At 74.5% G+C, this 24,321-nt stretch carries 19 protein-coding genes; 10 read left to right on the top strand and 9 right to left on the bottom strand.

Going from position 1 to position 24,321, the window contains the following annotated elements:
- Positions 1-91 precede the first annotated feature (91 nt).
- The 4 genes from ACK586_RS10865 (at position 92) to ACK586_RS10850 (ending at position 6,015) form a co-directional block, all read left to right on the top strand.
- The gene (locus ACK586_RS10865) at positions 92-2,131 is read left to right on the top strand and encodes an arabinofuranosyltransferase (protein WP_409330493.1); all 2,040 of its coding nucleotides are present in this window, start codon (positions 92-94) and stop codon (positions 2,129-2,131) included.
- Between the two features lie 143 nt (positions 2,132-2,274).
- Positions 2,275-3,462, top strand: a complete 1,188-nt coding sequence (glf, locus tag ACK586_RS10860; RefSeq protein ID WP_409330492.1) for a UDP-galactopyranose mutase — start codon at positions 2,275-2,277, stop codon at positions 3,460-3,462.
- A 55-nt stretch (positions 3,463-3,517) separates the two neighbouring features.
- Entirely contained in the window at positions 3,518-5,119 is a 1,602-nt protein-coding gene (locus ACK586_RS10855; RefSeq protein WP_409330491.1) for a glycosyltransferase, read from the top strand.
- Complete coding sequence (locus ACK586_RS10850) at positions 5,116-6,015, top strand: glycosyltransferase family 2 protein (protein WP_409330490.1); 900 nt, start codon at positions 5,116-5,118, stop codon at positions 6,013-6,015. The genes ACK586_RS10855 and ACK586_RS10850 overlap by 4 nt, the downstream gene beginning before the upstream one ends.
- Positions 6,016-6,101: 86 nt before the next feature.
- Here the strand turns inward: ACK586_RS10850 and glfT1 are convergent, their stop codons facing one another.
- From glfT1 to ACK586_RS10830, 4 genes are all read right to left on the bottom strand, one after another.
- The gene (gene glfT1 / locus ACK586_RS10845; protein WP_409330489.1) at positions 6,102-7,022 is read right to left on the bottom strand and encodes a galactofuranosyltransferase GlfT1; all 921 of its coding nucleotides are present in this window, start codon (positions 7,020-7,022) and stop codon (positions 6,102-6,104) included.
- On the bottom strand, positions 7,019-7,789 hold the full coding sequence (wzt, locus tag ACK586_RS10840; RefSeq protein ID WP_409330488.1) for a galactan export ABC transporter ATP-binding subunit Wzt/RfbE: 771 nt from the start codon (positions 7,787-7,789) through the stop codon (positions 7,019-7,021). Before wzt ends, glfT1 begins: the two co-directional genes overlap by 4 nt.
- 37 nt (positions 7,790-7,826) lie before the next feature.
- Positions 7,827-8,660, bottom strand: a complete 834-nt coding sequence (gene wzm / locus ACK586_RS10835; protein WP_409330487.1) for a galactan export ABC transporter permease subunit Wzm/RfbD — start codon at positions 8,658-8,660, stop codon at positions 7,827-7,829.
- A 122-nt stretch (positions 8,661-8,782) separates the two neighbouring features.
- Positions 8,783-11,674, bottom strand: coding sequence for an N-acetylmuramoyl-L-alanine amidase (locus tag ACK586_RS10830; RefSeq protein ID WP_409330486.1), 2,892 nt, complete (start codon positions 11,672-11,674; stop codon positions 8,783-8,785).
- A gap of 321 nt (positions 11,675-11,995) precedes the next feature.
- On the opposite strand from ACK586_RS10830, the gene ACK586_RS10825 reads away from it, so the two are divergent.
- The 4 genes from ACK586_RS10825 to ACK586_RS10810 all read left to right on the top strand — a co-directional run bounded on the left by ACK586_RS10825 (position 11,996) and on the right by ACK586_RS10810 (position 17,562).
- Positions 11,996-12,868 (top strand): N-acetylneuraminate synthase family protein, encoded by an 873-nt coding sequence (locus ACK586_RS10825; protein WP_409330485.1) that lies wholly within the window; start codon positions 11,996-11,998, stop codon positions 12,866-12,868.
- Complete coding sequence (locus ACK586_RS10820; RefSeq protein ID WP_409330484.1) at positions 12,850-14,031, top strand: acylneuraminate cytidylyltransferase; 1,182 nt, start codon at positions 12,850-12,852, stop codon at positions 14,029-14,031. The genes ACK586_RS10825 and ACK586_RS10820 overlap by 19 nt, the downstream gene beginning before the upstream one ends.
- Positions 14,032-14,291: 260 nt before the next feature.
- The gene (locus ACK586_RS10815; protein ID WP_409330483.1) at positions 14,292-15,881 is read left to right on the top strand and encodes an LCP family protein; all 1,590 of its coding nucleotides are present in this window, start codon (positions 14,292-14,294) and stop codon (positions 15,879-15,881) included.
- Between the two features lie 151 nt (positions 15,882-16,032).
- Positions 16,033-17,562: an LCP family protein gene (locus ACK586_RS10810; protein ID WP_409330482.1), complete on the top strand. Its 1,530-nt coding sequence runs from the start codon at positions 16,033-16,035 to the stop codon at positions 17,560-17,562.
- 55 nt (positions 17,563-17,617) lie between these two features.
- Here ACK586_RS10810 and ACK586_RS10805 read toward each other — a convergent pair whose 3' ends face one another.
- From ACK586_RS10805 to ACK586_RS10785, 5 genes are read right to left on the bottom strand one after another with little or no spacing between them, the layout of a single operon-like run.
- The gene (locus tag ACK586_RS10805; RefSeq protein ID WP_409330481.1) at positions 17,618-18,895 is read right to left on the bottom strand and encodes a glycosyltransferase family 87 protein; all 1,278 of its coding nucleotides are present in this window, start codon (positions 18,893-18,895) and stop codon (positions 17,618-17,620) included.
- On the bottom strand, positions 18,892-19,647 hold the full coding sequence (dprE2, locus tag ACK586_RS10800) for a decaprenylphospho-beta-D-erythro-pentofuranosid-2-ulose 2-reductase (protein ID WP_409330480.1): 756 nt from the start codon (positions 19,645-19,647) through the stop codon (positions 18,892-18,894). Before dprE2 ends, ACK586_RS10805 begins: the two co-directional genes overlap by 4 nt.
- A 10-nt stretch (positions 19,648-19,657) precedes the next feature.
- A complete protein-coding gene (gene dprE1 / locus ACK586_RS10795; protein WP_409330479.1) occupies positions 19,658-21,085 on the bottom strand; it encodes a decaprenylphosphoryl-beta-D-ribose oxidase in 1,428 nt (475 codons plus the stop codon).
- Positions 21,078-22,088: a decaprenyl-phosphate phosphoribosyltransferase gene (locus tag ACK586_RS10790; protein WP_409330478.1), complete on the bottom strand. Its 1,011-nt coding sequence runs from the start codon at positions 22,086-22,088 to the stop codon at positions 21,078-21,080. Before ACK586_RS10790 ends, dprE1 begins: the two co-directional genes overlap by 8 nt.
- Complete coding sequence (locus tag ACK586_RS10785; protein WP_409330477.1) at positions 22,085-22,630, bottom strand: phosphatase PAP2 family protein; 546 nt, start codon at positions 22,628-22,630, stop codon at positions 22,085-22,087. Before ACK586_RS10785 ends, ACK586_RS10790 begins: the two co-directional genes overlap by 4 nt.
- Positions 22,631-22,711: 81 nt before the next feature.
- Between ACK586_RS10785 and ACK586_RS10780 the strand changes: the two genes are divergently transcribed.
- Together ACK586_RS10780 and ACK586_RS10775 are read left to right on the top strand one after the other, a co-directional pair.
- On the top strand, positions 22,712-23,515 hold the full coding sequence (locus ACK586_RS10780) for a TIGR03089 family protein (protein WP_409330476.1): 804 nt from the start codon (positions 22,712-22,714) through the stop codon (positions 23,513-23,515).
- Between the two features lie 43 nt (positions 23,516-23,558).
- Positions 23,559-24,320 carry a CoA transferase subunit A gene (locus ACK586_RS10775; protein ID WP_409330475.1) on the top strand — a complete coding sequence of 254 codons (762 nt, stop codon included), beginning with the start codon at positions 23,559-23,561 and terminating at the stop codon, positions 24,318-24,320.
- The last annotated feature ends 1 nt before the right edge of the window (position 24,321 follow it).

Below are 24,321 nucleotides of genomic sequence, written 5' to 3'. Positions count from 1 at the left end.
CGCCCGGATCGGCGAGGCGGCGGGCCCGGGAGGACCGCGTGGGAGGCTTCCCCCCGTCCGGCCGGCCCCGGAGGACGCGCGGAGGAGGGAGATGGTCGACGTGGACGCGACCGGCCCGGCACGCGCGGCCGCCCGGCCGGTGGACGACGGCACCGCCGCGGACGGGACCGCCGCCGAGGAAGGCACGACCACCGCGGCCGGCGCCGGGGAGGCGACCCCGCCGCGGCGCCGCCGGCACCGGCTGCTGGAGAGCCGGCGCGCCCCCCTCCTCCCGTGGGTGCTGCTCCCGCTGGGGCTGGCCGCCGCCTACTCCCTCCTGCCGCCGGGCAGCGACCTGCGCTCGCAGTACCAGGTGTCGGTGCTCGTGCTCGTCGCCGGGCCGGTGCTCGCCCTCCTCCTCACCCGGACGAGCGCGCTGGCCCACCACACCGCCGCCGCGCTCGTCGCCGGCCTGCTGCCGGCGCTCACGCTGATCTCCCTGCACGGCACGGACTGGTTCTTCTCGGGCGTCCAGGGCGACCAGACGTTCCGGCTGGAGTACGCGGCCCGCCTCGCCGACGACCCCGCCCTGGCCGACTACACCTACGCCGGCGCCCCTGCCTTCTACTCCCCCGGCTGGTTCTGGCTGGTCGGGCTGGCGGCCCGGGTGACGGGCACGGAGGCCTGGCGGGTCTACAAGTGGGCCGCCGTCGTGACCCTGTACCTGGCCGCGGTCGTGGCGTTCGCGCTCTGGCGGCGCACCTGCGGCACCCGCCTGTCCGCCGCCCTGCTCGTCGCGACGGTCATCGGCCTGCCCTCGCACGACCAGCCGTGGCTGTGGGACCAGACCCTGCTGTTCGCCGGCGCCTACGAGCCCTACGCGTGGCTGGTCGCCCTGCCCCTCCCCGCCCTCCTGGTCTGGTACGCCGCCACCCGGGGCGGCTCGAGCCTGCGCCGCGGTGCCGTGCTGGGCCTGGCCGTCGGCGTGGCCGCCTGGCTCTACCTGCTCTACGCGGCGGTGCTCGCCCTCGCCGTGGCGGTCGTCTGCCTCGCGCGGCGGAGGGGGCGCCGGCCGGCCGAGCTGGCCGCCGCCGGCGCGACCGCCCTGCTCCTGGTCTCCCCGTGGCTGGGACCGTTCCTCGTCGAGTGGTTCGCCGCGGGCCGGCCCACCACCGACGCGCTGACCTTCGTCGATCCCGACGACTCCTACGTCCGGCTCGTCGACGTCGCCGCCTCCCCCTGGCTGGTCCTCGCGCTGGCCGGCGCGGTGGCGCTGATCGCCGTCGACGCCTCGGTGCACCGCCGGATGCGCGGCCTCGTGGTGCTCGCCGGCACGGTCGGTGTGCTCGGCCTCGCCCAGGCGGTGCTCGGCCAGGCCGGTCGCGGCGTCCTCTTCCACCGGCTGCTGCTGATCCTCGGGATCACGCTCCTGGCCGCCGGGACGCTGGCCCTGCACGCCGTGTACCCGCGGCTGCGCGGCCGGCTGGCCGCCGCGGCGGCCGGCGTCCTCCGGCGGCCGCACCGGGTGGCCGTCGCCGCCCTGACCGTCCTGCTCGTCCTCGGCATGGGCGGGCACGCCCGCGAGTGGACGCTGCGCGAGGACACCGAGGCGGAGCTGCGCCGGCTGGCCATGGAGACCCGCTACCCCGACGGCTCCTTCCCCCGGCTGGCCAGCCCCGAGTCCCGGGCGGAGGCCGAGGGCGAGCCGTCGCTGCAGGACCTGGAGGACGCCGCCCGGCGGGTCGCCGAGGCCGCGGGGCAGCCCGAGCCCGGGCCGGTGCTCACCGACAACGTGCCGCTGCTGGCGACGACCGCGCTGCACGGGTACCAGCAGTGGTGGGCCCTCTACGCCAACCCCCTGGGCCGCTACGCCGAGCGGCGGGCCTTCCTGGAGGGCCTGGCCGGGCTGCCCGCGGACCGCGTCGTGCCGGCGCTGCGGGCCGAGCCCGGTGCGCCCGCCGTCTTCGTGCTGCAGCGGGTGGCCGACGACCCGGACAGCGTCCGGTACGCGTCCACCGACTACATCCCGTCCCGCGGCGGCTCGACCGGCTGGGAGATCCGGCTGCCCGTGACGGTGTTCGGCGACCCGGCGTTCGAGACCACGACCGTGGGCACCTGGGTCGTCGCCGCGCTGCGCCCGGCGTCGTCCTGACCCCGCGCCGGGAGCCCGCCGGCGCGGTCCCCGGGGTCCGCGCTGTGGCCGGTGGGACGAGAGGGACGGTCCCGTCCCAAACCTCGCGGCACACCCCCGCGAGCGTCCTCGGGGCACCCGCCGCGCCGGTACAGTCGCCAAGCGTGACTTCAGCACCGCCGGACCTCGTCGTCGTCGGATCCGGCTTCTTCGGTCTCACCGTCGCCGAGCGGGTCGCCACCCAGCTGGACAAGCGGGTGCTCGTCATCGACCGCCGCGACCACATCGGCGGGAACGCCTACTCGGCGCCCGAACCGGAGACCGGCATCGAGGTGCACGTCTACGGCGCGCACCTGTTCCACACCTCCAACGAGCGGGTCTGGCGCTACGTCAACCAGTTCACCGAGTTCACCGGCTACCAGCACAAGGTCTTCACGACCTACGCCGGGCAGACCTACTCGTTCCCGATGAACCTGCTGACGCTGTGCCAGTACTTCGGCAAGAGCTTCACCCCCGACGAGGCCCGGGCGCTGGTGGCCGAGCAGGCCGGCGAGATCGACACCGCGAACGCGAGCAACCTCGAGGAGAAGGCGGTCTCGCTGATCGGGCGCCCCCTCTACGAGGCCTTCGTCCGCGGGTACACCAAGAAGCAGTGGCAGACCGACCCCACCGAGCTGCCCGCGGCGGTGATCGCCCGGCTGCCGGTCCGCTACACCTTCGACAACCGGTACTTCAACGACACCTACGAGGGCCTGCCGGTCGACGGCTACACGGCCTGGCTGGAGCGGATGGCCGACCACCCGAACATCGAGGTGCGGCTGTCCACCGACTACTTCGACGTCCGCGACGACCTGCCCGCCGACGTGCCGACGGTGTTCACCGGCCCCATCGACAAGTACTTCGGCTACGAGGCCGGCGAGCTGGGCTGGCGGACCCTGGACTTCGAGACCGAGGTGCTCCCCATCGGCGACTTCCAGGGGACGCCGGTCATGAACTACGCCGACGAGGACGTGCCCTACACCCGGATCCACGAGTTCCGGCACTTCCACCCCGAGCGGCAGTACCCGTCGGACAAGACCGTCGTCGTCCGCGAGTACTCCCGCTTCGCCGAGCCCGGCGACGAGCCGTACTACCCGATCAACACCCCGGAGGACCGCGCCAAGCTGGAGCGCTACCGGGAGCTGGCCACGAAGGAGGCCGCCGAGAAGCGAGTGCTGTTCGGCGGCCGGCTGGGCACCTACAAGTACCTCGACATGCACATGGCCATCGGGTCGGCGCTGAGCATGTTCGACAACCGCATCCGCCCGTTCTTCGACTCCGGCGAGTCGCTCGACGGGCGCCTGGAGGACTGATGGCCACGACCACCCGCCCCGCGGCAGCACCGCACCGCCGCCCGGAGGTGGCCCGGTGACCGCCGTGAAGGTGTACGAGCTCGTCGAGGAGCCGGACTGGTTCTCCGGGCTCTCGCCGCGCGAGATCCGCCTGCTCGAGGGGGCGATGGCCTACCACACCCTGGTGCGGCCGGGGCAGCGCGTCCGGATCACGGTGCTGCGGACCGACGGTCCGCACGCGCCCTCGCTGACCGACCAGCACACCAGCCGCATCGAGTGGGCCGACGACCGCACCGTCGTCGGGACGATCGAGGCGCAGGCCACCGGCACCCCGGTGTCGGAGGCGGCCGCGGTCGACGTGGTGGTGGACCTCGGCGGCCCGCCCGCGTCGCTGATGCGCCTGGAGCGCCCGCCGGGCCGGATCCACGAGGTCCGCAGCGCGGTGCGCGCCCGCGTCCCGGTGGCCTTCGACGTGCTCCGGCAGCGGCGCACCGACCGGCTGGAGAACCGCCGGCTCTCCCGGCCCATCCCCCGCGTGGGGCGCTCCCAGACCCGCGGGACCGGATCGGCCGAGGGCAGCCCGCGCGCGGTAATCTTCGGCCTGCACTGGCTGGAGCTCGGCGGCGCGGAGAAGTGGGCCGCCGAGACGATCGCCATGGCCCGGGCCGCCGGTCTGGTGCCGATCGTGATCTCCGACCGGCCGTCGGGTCACCCGGACATCACCCGGCCCGTGTTCGACGACGCCCTGGTCATCCCGCTGTCCCACCCGATGACCGGCGAGCAGGAGTCGCGCCTGCTCAGCGAGCTGTTCCGCCGCTTCGACGTCCGCGGCGTCCACGTGCACCACTGCACCTGGCTGTACAACCGGCTGCCCTGGATCCGGGCGCACTACCCCGGCACGTCGCTGGTGGACTCGCTGCACGTGCTGGAGTGGCGGACCGGCGGCTTCGTCGACATCGCGCTGCGCCTGTCCAACGTGATGGACGCGCACCACGTCATCTCCCCGCAGCTGCGCGACTACCTCGTCGACCGGCAGGGGCTGTCCCGCGAGAAGGTCACGCTGGCGACGCTGGCCGACCTCACGGTCGACCCGGGCGCCGACCGGGCCCCGGCCACGCCCAAGCGCGCGCCCGGCCGGCCGCTGACGGTGGCCTTCGTCGGCCGGTTCACCCAGCAGAAGCGGCCCTACCTGTACCTGCGCCTCGCGGCCCGGCTGCACGGCCGGCTGGGCGACCGCGTGCGGTTCGTCATGCACGGCGACGGCGAGCTCGCCGCCGAGGTCCGCGCCGACCACGCCCGCCTGGGCCTGGCCGGCGTCGTCGAGCTGCGCGGCACCGACCGGCCGGTCGCCGACACCCTCGGCGAGGCCGACGTCCTCGTCATCAGCTCCGACAACGAGGGCGTCACGCTGACCTCCTTCGAGGCCGACGCGCACGGGGTGCTGGTGCTCAGCGCCGACGTCGGCTCGCAGGCGTCCGTCGTCCCCGAGCCCCTGCTGGTCCCCCGCGCCCCGCTGGCCTTCCTCCGGGAGGCCGAGCGGGTGGTCGTCGAACTCTGCGACGACCCGCAGCGCGCCGCCGCGCTGCTCCCCCTCCAGCGTGCGCGCGTGGACGCGTTCGCCGCCCTGCCCCGCGCCCGGGAGTGGACCCGGGCCCTGTACGAGAGGTGGGCCTCGTGACCAACGTCGCCGCGGTCATCGTCACCTACAACCGTGCCGACAAGCTCGGCAAGGTCATCGAGAACGTCCTGGCCCAGGACCGCCCCGCCGACCAGGTCATCGTCGTGGACAACGCCTCCACCGACTCCACCGCCGAGGTGCTGGCCGCCTACGAGGGGCGGCCGACCGTCTCCATCGAGCGGCTGACCGAGAACACCGGCGGCGCCGGCGGCTTCGCGCACGGCATGGGCCTGGCCTACGAGCGCGGCGCGGACTACGTCTGGATCATGGACGACGACTGCTACGCCGACCAGGACGCGCTGCGCACCCTGGTCGACGGGCACGTCCGCGCCGAGGAGAGCATGGGCCTGCGCCTGCCCTTCGCCTGCTCGGTGGTCCGGTGGAGCGACGGCGAGATCTGCGAGATGAACAACCCCGAGCCCACCTGGGACTGGGGCAAGCTGCTGGTGCGCGGCGAGCAGACCGTGCTCGTGAACTCGTGCTCGTTCGTCTCGGTCATGTTCCCCCGCTGGGCGATCACCCAGTTCGGGCTGCCGCTGGCGGAGTACTTCATCTGGTTCGACGACCAGGAGTACACCCGGCGGGTCACCAAGGCCGGGCCCGGCGTCCAGGTGCTCGGCAGCACCGTGACCCACGACCTCGGCGTCAACCGCGGCGTGAACTTCGGCGACGTCAACGCCGGCAACATGTGGAAGTTCGAGTACGGGGTCCGCAACGAGGCCTCCTACCGGTGGCACCACGAGGACCCGTTCGCGGCGCTGCGCTTCGCCCAGCGGCTGTTCAGCGGCCTGCGCGGCGGCGGGGTGCCGTGGTCGCTGCGCCGCCGGCTGGCCCGCAAGTGGCTCGAGGGCATCCGCTTCGACCCCCAGCCCCGCTTCCCGCGCACCGTCCTCTGACGGTCCCCCGTACGGCAGGAGCCGGGAACCCCTCTGGGGTTCCCGGCTCCTGGCGTCAGGTGGGCCCGGCGACCGGGTCCGCGGGGTCAGCTCCCGCTGCCGGGCACCGCGAACCGCTCCCGGCGGCCGGCCCGGGTGAGCGACAGCCACGTCCGCAGCCCGCGGACGTCGCCGCGGCTGAGGAAGAACCACCCGAAGCGGACGAGCTCCAGGGGGAACAGCCAGCGCATGCCGGGCTGGGCCATCAGGTAGCCGCGGTTGCGGTACACGTAGAAGCGCTTCACCTCGTCCGGCGGGTACTGCGCCGACAGCCGGCCGCCGAGGATGGGCAGGAACTCGTCCCCGCCCTGCGGGTGCAGGTACCGGACCCGCATCGTCGTGCCGAACCGCAGGCCCGAGCGCAGCAGCCGGCGGTGGATCTCCGTCTCGTCGCCGCGGATGAACAGCCGCAGGTCCGGGACGCCGATCGAGCGGAAGGCATCCGCGCGGAACAGCGCCCCGTTGAACAGCGACGCGTAGGACGGCAGGAACTCCTCCCGCCCGAAGTCGCCCACCGCCGTGCGCCAGCGCAGCCCCCGGCGGAGGGGGAAGGCCAGCCGGCCGGGGTCGGACTCGTCGACGACCGCCGGGGACACCTCGGCCAGGTCGCGCGCCCGAGCCTCCTCGAGGAGGGTCGCGAGGACCTCGGGTCCCTCCGGCCGCCCGTCGTCGTCGGCGCACCACACCCAGTCCGCGCCGAGCGAGAGCGCCGTCAGCAGGCCGAGCGCGAAACCACCGGCGCCGCCGAGGTTGGCGTGCGAGGGCAGGTACACCGTGGGGACGGCGCAGGCGGCGACGACCGCGGCGGTGTCCGGCGACGCCCCGTTGTCCACGACGACGACGGTGTCGACCGGCCGGCTCTGCCCGGCCACGCTGGCCAGGCTCTGCCGCAGCAGCTCGTCGCGGTGGCGGGTGACCACGACCGCGACGACCAGCTCGCCGGGCAGACGGGTGCCGGGGACGCTCATGCGGCGCCGGACCCCTTCTCACGCCAGGCCTCGGGCCCCTTGTAGGCGGTCAGCACCTCCTTGAGCGACCCCTGCTGCTTCACCCGCCCGTGCTCCATCCAGATCGCGCTGGTGCACAGCCGGCGCAGGAACTCGTCGGAGTGGGAGGCGAAGACCAGCAGGCCGGCGCGGGACACCAGGTCGCTGAGCCGGTCGCGCGCCTTCTCCAGGAACGCGGCGTCGACGGCGCCGATGCCCTCGTCGAGCAGCAGGATCTCCGGGTCGATGCTGGTGACCACGCCCAGGGCCAGCCGCACGCGCATGCCGGTGGAGTAGGTGCGCAGCGGCATGGAGAGGAAGTCGCCGAGCTCGGTGAACTCCGCGATGTCGTCGACCCGCTTCTCCATCTGCTTGCGGGTCATCCCGAGGAACAGCCCCCGGATGAGGATGTTCTCGTACCCGGAGATCTCCGGGTCCATCCCGACGCCGAGGTCGAAGACCGGGGCGACCTTGCCGTGGACGACGGCCGTCCCGGAGGTGGGCTCGTAGATGCCGGCCAGCAGCCGCAGCAGCGTGGACTTGCCGGCGCCGTTGTGGCCGACCAGCCCCACGCGGGCGCCCTCGTCCAGGTCCACGGTGACGTCGCGCAGGGCCTGGATCACCGGCACCTTCGCGCCGCTCTCGATGTTGCCGCCGACGACGCCCAGCACCGTCTTCTTCAGGGAGCGGCTCTTGGCGTCGAAGATGGGGAAGTCGACCGACGCGTCGCGCGTCGTGATGCTGACCACGGGGTGTGCCTCTCTCGGTGCGCCCGGTCGGGGGCCGTCAGACCCAGTACGCCACGCGGGCGCGGTAGCGCCGCATGACGAGCAGGGCGAGACCCCAGCCGACGACGGTGATCGCGAGGACCACGGCCCAGTGCCGCCAGTGCTGGTCGGCCCCGAGCATGGGCGCGCGGATGATCTCGATGAAGTGCAGGAACGGGTTGAACTCCGCCAGCCGGGCCCGCTCGGCGACCGCCGGGTTGGGGCTGTTGAGCAGGTCGTCGTAGATCCACACGATCGGCGTCATGAAGAACATCAGCTGCACGATGCTCTGGGTGATCGGGGTCAGGTCGCGGAAGCGGGTGCTGATGATGCCGCCCAGCATCGCGACCCACGCGCCGTTGAGGACGATGAGGGCGAACGCGGGGATCGCCGCCAGGCTGCGCCAGGTCAGGGGCTGCGGGAAGACGATCAGCATGATCGCGTAGACGACGAGGTTGTGCACGAAGAACAGCATCTGGCGCCAGACCAGCCGGTAGACGTGCACGCTGATCGGCGACGGCAGGTGCTTGATCAGGCCCTCGTTGGCGATGAAGACCTCGGAGCCCTCGTTGACGCACCCGGAGATGAAGCCCCAGACGATGAAGCCGACGAGGATGTAGGGGAGCTGCTCCTCCAGCGGGTTGCCGAACAGGCCGGCGTAGAGGATGCCCAGGGCGATGGCCGTGACGGCCATGCTGATCGAGATCCAGATCGGCCCTAGCAGCGACCGGCGGTAGCGCTGCCGGATGTCCTGCCAGCCGAGGTGACCCCAGAGCTCGCGCTGCCGCCAACCGAAGCGGAGGTCCTGGAACGCCCGCCCGAGGGGCGTGGGGGTCACTGCTGCCGAACTCACCAGAGCACGGTACCTGCGGGCAGTGGCCGGGCAGTGTCAAGCAGGAGGTGTCCCGGGGCCCGTGGGACCCGTGGGACGGACCGGTCCGGACGACGCCGTCACGCCCCCGCCGGTCCGGGCCCTCAGCGCACCTCCACCCGGTTCGGGGCCGTCATGAGCAGGTGCCCGCGCTGCATGTCCTGCCGGGCCCCGACCCCGCTCCCCCGCACGTCCGACACGGGGAAGCCGAGGGCGCCGGCGGGGCCGCCGGCCGCCTCGTAGGCGGCCAGCCACGGACCGGTGACGACGCGGACGCCGCCGGCCGGCGACCACAGGACCGCACCGCCCTGGAACCGGTTGAAGCAACCGCCGGGCACGCAGACCTCGTCGCTGACCGGGTAGCCCAGCGGTCCGTTCTCCCAGTTCTGCGCCGCCCACCGCTCGCGGATGGCGCCCTTGACCAGGAAGGCCTCGCCCGCCGTCGTGCGGTAGATCGCACCGCGGGCGAGCACGACGTAGGCCCCGGCGTCCAGAGGCAGCTGGTCGGCCACGGGGAAGCCGAGCACCGCCGGCCCGCCGGCCCGCTGGTAGGCCGCCGTCATGCGGTCGTCCATCCACCGGGTCCCCGACGCCGGCGACCAGTGGACGGAGCCGCGCTGGAAGGTGGTGGAGCAGCCGCCGGGGACGCAGACCTCGCTGGACGTCGGGAAGCCGAGCGGGCCGGTCTCGCCGCCGAGGGCGAGCCAGCGCTCGAGGATGGCGCCCTTGACCACCTGGGTGCCGCCGGCCGGCGACCAGGAGATCGAGCCGCCCTGGAACCGCACCGAGCAGCCGCCGGGCACGCAGGTCTCGTCCGTCACCGGGTAGCCGAGGTAGCCGTGCTCCCAGCCCTCCTGGCCCCAGCGGTCGCGGATGGCCCCCTTGACCACCCGCGCCCCGGTGGCCGGCGACCAGTAGACCGAGCCGCGCTCCAGCGCCACGAAGCCCCCGCCGCGCAGCGTCACCGGGTCGCTGGTCAGCAGCCCCAGGGCGGACACGCCGCCGGCCCGCTCGACCGCCGGCAGGAGGTCCGCACCGATCCAGTGGGTGCCGTGCACCGGCGACCACGACACCACGCCGCCGGTGAACCGGCTCAGGCAGCCGCCGGCCACGCACTGCTCGTCGCCCAGGGCCAGGCCCAGGGAGCCGGTGGCACCACCGAGCTGCCGCCACCGCTGCGCGATCGCGCCCTTGGTCAGCCCGGTCCCGGTCGACGGCGTCCACGACAGGGCGCCGCCGGTGAAGTAGCTGAAGCAGCCGCCCGACACGCAGGTCTCGTCACCGGTCGGCCACCCCAGGACGCCGCCGGCGTGGCCCAGCGCCTGCCATCGCTCGCGGATCGCCCCGCGGACCAGCCGCGCCCCACCGGGGGGCGACCAGGCGATCTCCCCGCCGGTGAACGCGACGGAGCAGCCGCCGGGCCCGCAGATCTCCTCGGAGGTCGGCCAGCCCAGCGAGCCGCTCGGACCGCCCGCGACGCGGTACCGGTCGAAGATGGCGCCCTTGACCAGCGTGGTGCCGCCCTGCGGGGTCCAGTAGATGCCGCCCCGCTCGAACAGGTTGAGGCAGCCGCCGGCCAGGCAGATCTCGTCGGTCGTCGGGGCGCCCAGGACGGTCCGCGCGTCACCGGCCAGCCAGCGCGCCAGGATCGCGCCCTTGACGTAGCGGACCCCGCCCGCCGGCGAGTCGACCAGGTAGCCGTGCTGGTAGGCCTGCCAGCGCATCAGGCCCGACGACTGCTGGGAGCCCACCGGGGCGCCGAGCACCGCCCGCAACCCGGCGTCGGCGGCGTAGCGCGTGCTGATCGTCTCGACGTTCGACAGCGCCGCCGCCACCTTGTCGCGGATCTCCGGCAGGCGGGCGTAGCCGTACTGGCCGGGGCACGCCGTGAGCCCCGTGTCCCGGTGCCCGAAGATCGTCGGCAGGGTGACCGTCGTCCCCCGGGCGTAGCGGACGGTCGTGCCGCCGCCCGAGGTGAGGGTCGTCGTCCCCCGCGGGTCGACGCCGTACAGCGAGAACTTCCACGCGATGATCGCCGCGACCGAGTCGACCATGACCTGCGGCGTGGCGGCGGTGTCGTAGTTCCCGATCATCGAGACGCCGAACGTCCCGGTGTTGAAGCCGCCGGCGTGCGCGCCGACCACGGTGCTGGCGAGGCCGCCGGAGCGGCCCTCCCACCGGCGGCCGAACTTGTCGACCAGCACGTTGTAGCCGATGTCCCCCCACCCGTTGGTGACGGCGTGCAGCTGGTAGAAGCCGCGCAGGATGGCCGGCACCTGGTCGGCCGTGTAGGTGTTCGAGCTGGCCGTGTGGTGGAGCGTGGCCGCCTTGATCGTCGGTGCGTACTCCGGCGCCCAGGTGCGCTTGGACTCGTCGGCGCCCCACTGCGCGCGCGAGTAGACGTCGGGCATGGCCATCGCGGCGTCCGCGGTGTCCTGGATCTCCGGCGCGCCCAAGGCGCCGTCGGCCGGGCTCGTGCCGGGGTCGACCAGGGTGAGCTGCACGTCGGTGGGCGCGGCGCCCGAGCGGGTCACGAGCTCCACCTCGACACCGGTGCTCGGCCCGGTCCACAGCGGGGCCGCCGAGCCACGCCACCCCGCGGGCACCTCGCCGTCGGCGTCGGGTGCGGCGTCCTCGACGCCGACCTCGGTCCACTCGCCCCACGCGCCGCCCGCGTCCTGCACCCGGATCTGGACGACCGTGTCGGTGACGGCGGGGTCGTAGGCCCAGTGGACGCCCACCATGGAGAACTCGGCGACGCCGGTCCGGCTGACGGTCAGCGCCGGCGCCTGCGCGCCCACCCCGGCGACCGGCTCGGTCGTCCCCTGCTGCACCTCGGCGGCGGGCGCGGGGTCCGCGGCCGAGCCGAGCGCGATCTCCTCCGTCGAGGCCTCGACGGGCACCGCCTCGGGTGCCGGGTCCGCGTACACCGGCAGCACCAGGAAGGTGCCGGTGAACGCGACCGAGGCCAGGGTTCCCGCGAGGAGACGGCGCACGAGGAGGTCCTCCGGTGGTTCTGGGGCGGCGCACCCGGCGACGGGCGCATCTGTCCGGGAGGACCATCGGCACCGGCCGGCAGGGGGTTGAGCCGAGACCGGCGCGCCGGGACCGCGTTCACCCGACCGGGCGCACCGGGCGCTGCCGGCTCACCGCCCGGAACGGCCGTCACTCCCCTCCCACGTGCCCGCGGCGTCACGCGCGGGGCGTTAGCGTGTAGGTGCGGGAACGGTCCGGCTGCGCGCACGCCCGGCTCCCACCCGCCCACGACACGTCGTCCGCCCCGCTCCCCCGTGCGGACAACGAGAGAGGTGTTCTCCGTGACCCACGCCCCCCTGGTGGTCGCCGAGGTCGGCTGCAACCACGCCGGCGACCTCGAGCTCGCCAAGCGCATGGTCTCCATCGCGGCGAAGTTCTGCGAGGTCGACGCGGTCAAGTTCCAGAAGCGGAACAACCGGCTGCTGCTGTCCCCGGAGCAGTACGACGCGCCGCACCCCAACCCGATGCACAGCTTCGGCGACACCTACGGCGCCCACCGCGAGTTCCTCGAGTTCGACATGGCCCAGCACGAGGAGCTGAAGGAGCACTGCGAGGCCGAGGGCGTCGTCTACTCCACCTCGGTCTGGGACACCGCCTCGGCCCGCGACGTCGCCAAGATCGAGCCCGAGTTCATCAAGGTGCCCTCGGCGACCAACCTCAACATCGAGGTCCTGGGCATCCTGTGCGACGAGTACTCCGGTGGCATCCACCTCTCCCTCGGGATGACCACCCGCGCGGAGGAGGAGCAGATCGTCTCCTTCCTCGACGGCAAGGGGCGGCTGGCCGACGTCACGCTCTACGCCTGCACCTCGGGCTACCCCGTCCCGTTCGACCAGCTGGCGCTGCTGGAGATCAGCCGGCTGCGCGAGGCCTACGGCGACCGGGTCCAGCGGGTCGGCTTCTCCGGCCACCACCTGGGCATCGCCGCGGACGTCGCGGCCATGGCCCTGGGCGCCACGGCGATCGAGCGGCACTTCACCCTCGACCGCACGTCCAAGGGCACCGACCACTCGGCCTCGCTCGAGCCCGACGGCATGCGCAAGCTCAAGCGCGACACGGTCAACGTCAGCAAGGCGCTGACCTACAAGGCCGAGGAGCTGCTCGAGGTGGAGAAGGCGACCCGGGAGAAGCTCAAGTGGACCGACGGCCTCTGACCGTCGTCATCCCCGCGCGCGGGGGCAGCAAGGGCATCCCGCGCAAGAACCTCGCCGTCGTCGGCGGCCGTCCGCTCGTCGCGTGGACGGTCGCGGCCGCGGCGGGCGCGGAGTCGGTGGACCGGGTCGTGGTCTCCACCGACTCCCCCGCCATCGGCGCCGTCGCGCGGCTGTACGGCGGGTCCCGCGTGGTGGTGCACGAGCGGTCCGCGCAGACGGCGACCGACACCGCCACCAGCGAGTCCGCCCTGGTCGAGGCCGTCCGCCACCTCGGTGTGACCGGCGACGTCGCGCTGGTCCAGGCGACCAGCCCGCTGCTGACCGGCGCCGTCCTGGACGAGGTCGCCGCGCGCCTGGCCACGCACGACAGCGCGCTCACCGTCGTCCGCCGGCACCAGTTCCACTGGGCCGAGGACGGCGACTCCGGCAGGGCCCTGGACTACGACCCCGCCGCCCGCCCCCGGCGGCAGGACTGGAACGGCTCCCTGGTGGAGACCGGCGCCGCCTACGCCACCTCGGCGCAGCGCCTGCTCGGCAGCGGCGTGCGGATCAGCGGCCGCATCGGCCTGGTGGAGACCGGCGAGGCCGACGCCGTGGAGATCGACTCCCCCACCGACCTGCTGGTGGTCGACGGCCTGCTGCGCGCCCTCCGCGTGCGGCCGGCCAAGGTCGTGCCCGGCCCGGTCCGGCTCGTCGTCGCCGACGTCGACGGCGTCCTGACCGACAACGGGCTGACCTACGGCACGATCGAGACGGAGACCAAGACGTTCTCCGCCCGCGACGGCAAGGGCTTCCAGCTGCTCCGGGAGGCGGGGGTCCGCACCGCGCTGCTCACCTCCGAGCGGCACGAGAGCGTCGCCGAGCGGGCCCGGAAGCTGCGCGCCGACGACGTCGTCCTCGGCTCCACGGACAAGCTCGCCGACCTGGTCGCCCTCTCCGAGCGGCACGGGGTCCCGCTCGGCCAGATCGCCTTCCTCGGCGACGACGTCCACGACGTCCCGGCGATGGTGGCCGCGGGCGTCGCCGGTGCGCCGGCCGACGCCCGGCCCGAGGCCCGCGACGCCGCCGACGTCGTCGTGCCCGCCGCCGGGGGCGCCGGCGCGTTCCGCGCCTTCGTCGACCACCTGTTCACCCGGCACGTGCCGCGGGCGGGACTGGGCTGACGGCGACCCCGGACGGGCCCGGCCCGGTGGTCCGGGGCGGGCGGAGGGTCGCCCGCCGTCCCCGGGCGCACCGTCCGTCCCAACCGTCCCGTGTCGGGCCCGCGCCTCCCCGCGCCTGCCGGGCCCGCACCTAGCCTGGGGGCACCTCCCGGGCACCCGTGCCGGCCGAGCCCGGCCGCGGCAGGTGACGGAGGGGTCCCCACACCGGGCACGCCCGGCGATCCGCCCGTGGGGTGGCCCGACAGGGAAGGACGACCTCCGTGAGCCCGAAGAAGCCCGGCCCGCCCGGGGAGTCCGGCGACCGGCAGCTGCCGGCCCGCCTCGACCCGCGCCTGGGACGGCCCGGGTCGGGCCGCACCGCCGGGGCCGGGCGCGCCGAGGCCCCGGCACGTGCGGGCTCCCCGGTGCGGACCGACCCCGCCCGCCCGGGCGGGCGGGGTCGCGCCCGGCGGGCCGCCGTCGCCACCCGCGTCCTGGCCGGGCTGCTCTCGTGCGTCCTGCTGGCCAGCACCGGGTGGAGCTGGTACCTCGGCGAGGTCGCCGAGGCGTCGGTCAACCGCACCGACGCCATCCCCAGCACCGGCAACGAGGGCTCGGGCAACGCCGGCGAGGCGATGAACCTGCTGCTGGTCGGCAGCGACAGCCGGGCCGACCTCACCGAGGAGCAGCTGCGCGAGCTCAACGCCGGCGCGGACTCCGGGCTCAACACCGACACGGTGATCCTGGTGCACGTCCCGGCCGACGGGTCGGCGGCGTCGTTCGTGTCCTTCCCGCGCGACTCCTACGTGCAGATCCCCGGGTACGGCTGGGACAAGCTCAACGCGGCCTACGCCTACGGCCACAACGCCGTCGACGCGAGCATGCCCGAGGCCGACCGGCAGGCCGGGGGCGCCCAGCTGCTCGTGCAGACGATCAGCGAGCTGACCGGCCTCCGGATCGACCACTACGCCGAGGTCGACCTGCTGGGCTTCTTCCAGCTCAGCACCGTCGTCGGCGGCGTCGAGGTCAACCTGTGCGAGGCCGTCGACGACCGCGCCTACTCCGGCGCCGTCTTCGCCGCCGGGCCGCAGGTCATCTCCGGCGCCGACGCGCTGCGCTTCGTGCGGCAGCGGCACGGGCTGCCCCGTGGCGACTACGACCGGATCATCCGCCAGCAGGTCTTCATCGCCGGCGTGCTGCGCAAGATGCTGTCCGAGGACGTCCTGCTCGACCTGGGCAAGCAGCGGCAGCTGGTGGAGGCGGCGTCGCAGGCGCTGACCGTGGACCGGGACCTGGACCTGTTCTCCCTGGCCGCGCAGATGCAGTCGGTGACCGAGGGCAGCATCGAGTTCCAGACCGTCCCCTACGTCGGCGACGACCGCGACGAGCAGGGCCGGTCGATCATCCGGCTCGAGGACCAGGACACGCTGCACACGTTCTTCGCGCAGCTGTCCGCCGACCCGCAGCCGCCGGCCGAGGCACCCGTCGAGGCCCCGGTGACCGTCGACCCGTCCACCGTGACCGTCGAGGTCCTCAACGGCTCCGGGGTCCGGGGGCTGGCCGCCGAGGCCGCCACCGCCCTCGGCGCGGCCGGGTTCGCCGTCGCCGGCACCGGGAACGCCGACTCGGCGGACTACGAGCAGAGCGTCGTCCGGCACGCCCCCGGCGACGAGGCGCTGGCGGCCACGGTCGCCGCGCAGGTGCCCGGCGCCCTGGTCGAGGCCGACGACACGCTGACCGCGGGCACCGTGCAGCTGGTCCTCGGCGCGGACTTCAACGGCGTCGGCGTCCCCACCACGGTGCCGCCCGCGCCGGGCGAGGTGGCCGGCGTCGACCTGCGCACGGCGCAGGACACCAGCTGCATCAACTGACGAAGGACCCTCCTGCCCCCCGCCACTGACGAGTTCGCGGCGGGCCCCTGCAGGAGGGCCACGGGCGGATCGCCCCCGCGACCGGCCGCGACGTCCTACCCTCGCCAGCCGCCCCTCTCCACCGAGGGGCCCGGCCGAGGGGGAGGACGCCGTGGGCGCGAGCGAGCCCGGACCGCCCGGCGGGCGGCGGCTGCCCGCGCACCTGGACCCGCGGCTGGGGCGCTCGGCCGGGAGTCCCCGGCCGGCCGGCACCGGGACCCCGCGGGGCCGGCGGGTCGCGGTCGTGGCCCGGGTCCTGGCCGGTGTGCTGTCCCTCCTCCTGCTGGCCACCACCGGCTGGAGCTGGTACCTCGGCCAGGTCGCCGAGGCGACGGTCAACCGCACCGACGCCATCCCCGACAGCGGCAACTCCGACACCGGCGGGGCACCGGAGGCGCTCAACCTCCTGCTGGTGGGCAGCGACAGCCGGGCCGACCTCACCGAGGAGCAGCTGCGCGAGCTGAGCGCGGGAACGGACTCCGGGCTCAACACCGACACGATGATCCTGGTCCACCTGCCGGCCGACGGGTCGGCCGCCTCCTTCGTCTCGTTCCCCCGCGACTCCTACGTCGAGGTCCCCGGACACGGACCCCACAAGCTGAACGCCGCCTACGCCCTGGGCTACGGCGCGGTGGACGACGCCGCCCCCGAGGCCGACAAGCAGGCCGGCGGCGCCCAGCTGCTGGTGCAGACGATCAGCGACCTGACCGGGCAGCGCATCGACCACTACGCCGAGGTCGACCTGCTCGGCTTCTTCGAGCTGACCAGCGTCGTCGGCGGCGTCGAGGTCAACCTCTGCGCCGCCGTCGACGACCGGGAGTACTCCGGCGCCTACTTCCCCGCCGGCCGGCAGACCATCTCCGGCGCCGACGCGCTGGCCTTCGTCCGGCAGCGGCACAACCTGGGCGACCAGGGCCGGGGGGACTACGACCGCATCGTCCGGCAGCAGGTGTTCATCGCCGGCGTCCTGCGCAACATCCTGTCCAGCGACGTGCTGCTCGACCCCGGCAAGCAGCGGGAACTGGTCGAGGCCGTCTCCCGGGCGCTGACCGTGGACCGGGACCTGGACCTGTTCGCGCTGGCCCAGCAGATGCAGTCGGTGGCACTGGGCAGCATCACCTTCCAGACGGTCCCCTACGTCGGCGACGAGCGGCTGGACGGCGTCGGCTCGATCATCCGGCTGGAGGACGAGGAGACGCTGCACCGCTTCTTCGCCCAGCTGTCGGCCGAGCCCGGGGGACCCGCGCCGGAGCCGGCCGGGCCCCCGGCGACGGTGGACCCCGCGACCGTGGCGGTCGAGGTGCTCAACGGCTCGGGCGTCCCCGGCGTCGCGGCCGAGGCCGGCGCGGCGCTCGAGGCGGCGGGCTTCGTGCTCGCCGGGGCCGGCAACGCCGACCGCAGCGACTACGCGCAGACGATGGTCCGGCATGCCTCCGGCGACGAGGCGCCGGCCGCCACCGTCGCGGCGCAGGTACCCGGCGCGCTCGTGCAGCTCGACGACACGCTCGACCCGGGCACGGTGCAGCTGGTCCTCGGCTCCGACTTCACCGGCATCGGCAGCCCGACCACCCCCCAGCCGGCGGGCGACGAGGTGGTCGGCGAGGACCTGCGCACCGCCGACGACACGAGCTGCATCCGCTGACGCAGGGGGGCGCTGCTGCGGGTGCGGTGCCGCGGGGTGGGGTGCTGCGGGGTGCTCACTCCGCCCGGACGGGGCGGCGGCCTGCGGTGTTCCCCGCGGGGCCGCGCTCCGCGGTGCGGTGCGCTTCCGTGCCGCCGGTCCGACCGGCGACCGTCGTCCGTGCGGCGGCTGCCGGTGCGTCAGCCGCCGGCCGGGAGAGGGCCGCGCGGAGGGAGAGCACCAGCAGGATCAGCACCAGGGCGACGCCCACGCGGACCATGACCGTGCCCCAGACGCCGGGCATCGAGGCCGGGTAGCCCAGGGCGAACACCGGCAGCAGGAGCGGCCACAGCACCGCGGTGCGGCCGGTCACCGATCCCGCCCGCCCGGCGATCACGAACACCGGCAGCGCCAGCAGCGAGTAGTGCGACCAGACGACCGAGGACGCCAGGCTGCTGGCGAGCAGCAGCAGGGTGCCCACCTCGACCACCCGGACCACCGGGTCGCCGCCGGGGCGGCGCCAGCGCAGGAACGCGGCGGTCAGCCCGGTGGCCAGGAGCAGCAGGCGCAGCAGCAGGGCGAGCCGCTCCGGCACACCCACGTACTCCAGCAGGTTGGCCAGGGAGGCGTTGGCCGTGTTGTTCAGCGCCTCCTGCCCCCGGAGCAGGTTCGGGATGGTGGTGGTGAAGAAGGCGCCCGGGTCGGCGACGAACGGGAGCGCGAGCAGCGACACCGCCACCGGGACGGCGATCGCGACGCCCAGCGCCCGGAAGCGGCCGGCCAGCAGCGGGAGCGCCAGGAGCGCGAGCAGGAAGGGCTTCACCGCGATGCTCACGCCGAGCAGCACGCCGAACAGCAGCCACCGCCCCCGCGCGGCCGCCAGGAGGATGAACGGGAGCATCGCCAGCGTCACGAACTCGCTGTTGGCCACCGTGATGAGGTCGCCACCCGCGTGGCTGACCAGGACGGCGAGGGCGACGGCGGGGGCGAGCCACTGCGGCGCCGGAGCCGCGAGCAGCCGCACGCAGGCCCAGGCGAACGCGATGACGGCCAGGCAGCCGAGCACGGCTCCCACCCCCACCCCGACGTCCTCGGGGAGCAGGCCGAAGGGTGCCGCGAACAGCGCCGAGCTGGGCAGGTAGATGAAGTACGGATCGGCGAAGACGGGCTCGCCGTCGAGCAGGTGGCGGCCGGCGAACCAGATGATCCGCAAGTCGCCGCCGAAGGGGATCGCCTGCCACAGGCGGACCGCCGCCACCGCGACGACGGCCATCCACAGCGCACGGTCGATCACCGACGACCCGTGGACCTCCCGGCGGACGACGTCGGTGGTCCACCGCCACGCCCGGGTCACAGCGGGAGCCTGCGGAACAGCCGCCGGGGCGTGTGCCGGAGGCCGCTCATGACCCAGCGCATCGCACCGGGCACCCACACCGTGTGCCGGCCCGTCCGGACGCCGGTGACGATGGCCTCGGCCACCGCCTCGGGCGTCGTGGCGAGCGGGGCCTCGGGCAGGCCCTCGGTCATCTTCGAGCGGACGAAGCCGGGGCGGACCACCAGCACGGACACGCCGGTGCCGGCCAGCGAGTCGGACAGGCCGCTGAAGAACGCGTCCATCCCGGCCTTGGTGGAGCCGTAGGCGTAGTTGGAGGCCCGGGCCCGCTCCCCCGCCACGGACGACAGGGCGACGATCACGCCGTGGCCCTGGGCCCGCATCCGCTGGGCCAGCACGGTGCCCACGACGACCGGCGCCACGTAGTTGACGCGGGCCAGGGCGGCGACGGCGTCGGGGTCGGAGGCCAGCTGCTCCTGGTCGCCCAGCGCGCCGAAGGCGACCACCGCCACGTCGACGTCCCCACCGGCCGTGGCCTCGGCGACCATCCGCTCGGGGGACTTCGGGTCCTCGGCGTCGAAGTCGACGACCTCGACGGTCGCCCCGGCGGCGCGCAGCTCCTCGGCCACCGCCGTGCGCCGGGCGCTGTCGCGGGCGGCGAGGACGATCCGCAGCGGCCGCTCCCGCAGGTAGCGGCGGGCGGTGGCGACGGCGATGTCCGACGTCCCCCCCACGAGCAGCAGGGAGCCGACAGAGCCGAGCGCGTCGATCACGGGGTGGGCCTCACAGTTCCAGTCGCCGGGCCAGGTCGGAGGTGAAGACGCCGTCGGGGTCCACGCGACGGCGCACCGCGCGGAACTCCTCCAGGCGCGGGTACATGCGCGCGAAGACCTCCGGGCGGACCCGCGAGTCCTTGGCCAGGTAGGTGCGCCCACCCACCTCGACCACCTGCTCGTCGAGCTCGTCCAGCAGCCGTGCCAGACCGCCGACGACGGGGATGTCCAGCGCGAGGGTCCACCCCGGCGACGGGTAGGACAGCATGCCCGGGTTGCCCTCGCCGAAGCGCTTGAGCACGGCGAGGAAGGAGGCGTGGCCCGAGGTGGCGATGCGCTCGAGCACCCGGCGCATCGTCTCCTCGTGCCCGAACGGCACGGTGACCTGGTACTGCACGAAGCCGCGGGGGCCGTAGATGCGGTTCCAGGCGCCCACCCCGTCCAGCGGGTGGAAGAACGTGGGGATGCTCTGCAGCTGGTCGCGCTTGCGCGCGGGCGCCTTGCGGTACCAGAGCTCGTTGAACGCCGACACGGTGGCGAGGTTGAGCAGCCCGGGCGGGAAGACGTCGGGCACCGAGAGCTTGACCGAGCCGGCGTACCGCAGCGGGTCGGCCCGCCTGCGGGCGGGGAGCTCGTCGCGCCGGGCGAACCGGCCCCGGGTGAGGACCGAGCGCCCCATCCGGGCGCCCTTGGCCACGCAGTCGATCCAGGCCACCGAGTAGTCGTAGAGGTGGTCGGTCTCGGCGAGCAGCGTCATCAACGCGTCGAGGTCCGGAGTGCGGTCGGTGTCGACCAGGCATCGGGAGGTCTCGATCGGCTTCATCCGCACCCGGGCCCGCAGGATCACGCCGGTGAGGCCCATGCCGCCGGCGGTGGCCCAGAACAGGTCGGGGTCGGTCTCCGGCCCCACCCGGCGGACCTGGCCGTCGGCGGTGAGCAGGTCCAGCCAGCGCACGTGCTGGGAGAAGCTGCCGGCCACGTGGTGGTTCTTGCCGTGGATGTCGGCGGCGATGGCCCCGCCCACGGTCACGTACCGGGTGCCGGCGGTGACCGGCACGAACATGCCCAGCGGGACGAAGAGGTTCATCAGGCGGTCGAGGGAGATACCCGCCTCCACCTCGACCTCCGCGGTCGCGATGTCGACGTCCAGCACGCGGTCCGAGCCGGTCATGTCCAGCACGCGGCCACCGGCGTTCTGCGCGGCGTCGCCGTAGCTGCGGGCCAGGCCGCGGGCGACGACCCCCCGGCCCTGCGCCTCGGCGCGGGCCTCGGCGAGCACCTTGCGGGCGTCGGCCTCGTCGGCGACGCGGTCGACCAGGGCGGGGGTGGCCGCGGTGCGCCCCCAGCCGGTGAGAGTCTCAGGGCTCCGCCCGGCCCCGTTCAGGGTCCCGCCGCGAGCTTGCGAGCGGTGGGGGGAACGGGGTCCTTCCTCAGACACCGTAGACACCCAGCGCCATGGTCGCGGCCCACAGGACGCCGAGGGCCAGCAGCACGCGGTCGCCCAGGACGATGTCCTCCGGCGCCCCGGCCTCGCCCTTGTCGACGTCGCGGGCGTACAGCAGGATCGCCAGCACGAACGGGGCGATGGAGATCAGCGACCAGGGGGCACCCTCCTGGGTCTCCCCCATCTCGAAGGCCCACAGGCTGTAGGCGGTCAGCGTGACCGCGGCCGACAGGCTCCAGACGAAGCGCAGGTAGCTGGCGGAGTACTCCTGCAGCGTCTTGCGGGTGGCCGCGGCGTCACCGATCAGCACCAGCTCGGAGTAGCGCTTGCCGGCCACCATGAACAGCGAGCCGAACGCGGCGACGAGCAGGAACCACTGCGACAGCTCGAGCCCGGCGGCCACACCGCCGGCGATGCCGCGCAGCAGGAAGCCGGAGGCGACGACCGCGAGGTCGATGACCGGCTGGTTCTTGAGGAACATGCAGTAGCCGAGCTGGATCACCACGTAGCTGCCCAGCACCCAGGCCAGCGCCGGGCGGGTGAGCAGCACCGCGACGACGAGCGCGACGGCGAAGAACAGCACCGCCATGGCCAGGGCCAGGCCCTTGGGCACCACGCCCGCCGCGATCGGCCGGAACCGCTTGCGCGGGTGCCGGCGGTCCTCCTCGACGTCGATCGTGTCGTTGACGAGGTAGACGCCCGAGGCCGCGACGCAGAACAGCAGGAAGGCCACCGCGGTGGGGCCGAGCACGTCGAGGTCGAAGACCTTCCCGGCGGCCAGAGGTGCGGCGAGGACCAGGACGTTCTTCGCCCACTGGCGGGGCCGCCACGAGCGGATGACGCCCCAGGCGAAGGTGCCGCGCCAACCGGGCAGGCGCGGGGCCAGCGGCGGGGCTGCGGGCGGGCCGGCCGGCGCCGGGGCGCCGGCCGCCGGGGCGGTGGCGGCATCCGGCGAGGCGGGTCCCGGGGGGCCGGGCTGGGAGATCGTCACGGTCATGCCTTCCTACCTTCGAACCGGGTCAGGCGCCGCCGGACGAGGGTGGCCGTGCCGGCCCCCAGCGCCGCTCCCGAGACGACGTCGGACGGGTAGTGCACCCCCAGGAGCACCCGCGAGACGAGCATCAGACCCGTCACGCCGGCCATGGGGAGGCGGCCGACCATGGGGCCGAAGCCCACGGCGGCCGCGGCGGTCGAGCAGCTGTGCGCGCTGGGGAAGGACAGCCGGCTCGGCGTCGCCACCAGGGCCGGCACGTCCTCCAGCGCCGGGCGCACCCGCCGCACGACGCGCTTGACGACCACCCCGGCGGCGTGCGCCGCCAGGACGCCCGCGGTGCCGGCCAGCCACTCCTCGCGGCGGCGGCCGGACAGCCAGCCGGCCGCGCCCAGGGCGACCCAGCCGAGCGCGTGCTCGCCGAAGTGCGAGAGGCCCTGGGCCACCGGGACCGCAGGGGTCGAGCCCAGCGTCCGCCGGGTGGATCGGAGCAGCGCGTGGTCCAGGCGGAGGAGCCCGGACCCGGCGCCGTCGGCAGTCGCGGTCATCGCGAGAACTGTAACCGCGCCGTGACCTCCGAGCCGGTGACGCGCGGGGCGAACCGCCCCGTCACAGGGCACTCTCGTCACGTGCGCACCACGCGGCCCTCCACCCCGTCCGACGTCCTCCGGGCAGCGCTCCGCCGCGCCGCGGCGGCCCCTCTGCTGACCCACTACGACGACGTGGCGGCCTCCCGCGTGGAGCTGTCGGCGGCGACGTTCGCCAACTGGGTGGCGAAGACCGCCAACCTGCTGCAGGAGGAGTTCGACGTCGGCCCGGGCAGCCGCGTCGCCGTGGTGCTGCCGGCGCACTGGCAGACGGCCGCGGTGCTCCTGGCCACGTGGAGCTGCGGCGCGACCGTGGTGGAGACCGCCGCCGAGGACGACGGCGCGCTGGCCGGTGCCGACGTGGTGCTCGCCGACGAGGGCCGGCTGCCGCCGCTGGAGGAGCTCGACCTCCCCGAGCTCGTCGGGCTGTCGCTGCACCCGCTCGGGACCGGCATGGCCGGCTACACCGGCCCGGCCCGGGACTACGCCGTCGAGGTGCGCACCCACGGCGACACGTTCACCCCCTGGCAGCAGCCCGACCCCGCCGCGCCCGGGCTGGCGGCCGGCGGGCTGGAGCTGACGCTGGGCGGCCTGGTCGAGACCGCCACCGAGCTGGCCGGCCGGCTGGGACTGGCCGAGGGCGACCGGGTGCTCGTCGACGCGCGGACCGCCGCCGAGGCCGGCCCCGTCGCCTGGTTGCTGGCCCCGCTGGTCGCCGGCGCCTCGCTCGTGCTCGTCACCGCGCCCGACCTCTCGCGGCTGCCCCGGCGGGCCGCCGACGAACACGTCACGGCTACGCTCGGCACCAAGATCGAGGGCATCCGCGAGCTGGGCCGCCCCGCCTGACGCGGGAGCCGGACGGCCGCCCGGACGGACGGTGGATCGGCGCATGGACAAGGTGGTGGCCTCCGCGCGCGAGGCCGTGGCGGACGTCGGCGACGGCGCGACCCTGGCCGTCGGCGGTTTCGGGCTGTGCGGCGTCCCGATCAAGCTGATCGACGCCCTGCTGGAGTCCGGGGTCCGGGACCTGACCACCATCTCCAACAACTGCGGCGTCGACGACCAGGCCCTCGGCGTGCTGCTGTACGCCGGCCGGATCCGCAGGACGATCAGCTCGTTCGTCGGCGGCAACAAGGAGCTGGCCCGGCTGTACCTGTCCGGCCAGCTCGAGGTCGAGCTCACCCCGCAGGGGTCGCTGGCCGAGCGGCTGCGCGCCGGCGGCGTCGGCATCCCGGCCTTCTACACCCCGACCGGCGTGGGCACGATGGTGGCCGACGGCGGGATCCCGGTGCGCTACGACGCCGAGGGCAACGTCGTCGCCACCTCCGCGCCGAAGGAGGTGCGGGAGTTCGACGGCCGGCAGTTCGTGCTGGAGACCGCGCTGACCGCCGACTTCGGGCTGGTCCGCGCCGCCGTCGGCGACCGGCACGGCAACCTGGTGTTCCACGAGTCCGCGGCGAACTTCAACCCGCTGGCCGGGATGGCCGGGCGGATCACCGTCGCGGAGGTCGAGCAGCTCGTCGAGCCCGGCGAGATCCGCCCCGAGCACGTCCACCTGCCCGGCGTGTTCGTCGACCGGGTGGTCGAGGTGGGCACCGACGGCAAGGGCATCGAGAAGCGCACCACCCGACCGCGCAGCCAGGGGATCTGAC

Origin of the sequence: Trujillonella humicola (assembly GCF_046233715.1) — a bacterium.
GTDB lineage: Bacteria > Actinomycetota > Actinomycetes > Mycobacteriales > Geodermatophilaceae > Trujillonella > Trujillonella humicola.
The sequence above is the reverse complement of the archived record's forward strand: the minus strand, read 5'-3'. Positions and strand labels throughout refer to the sequence as shown.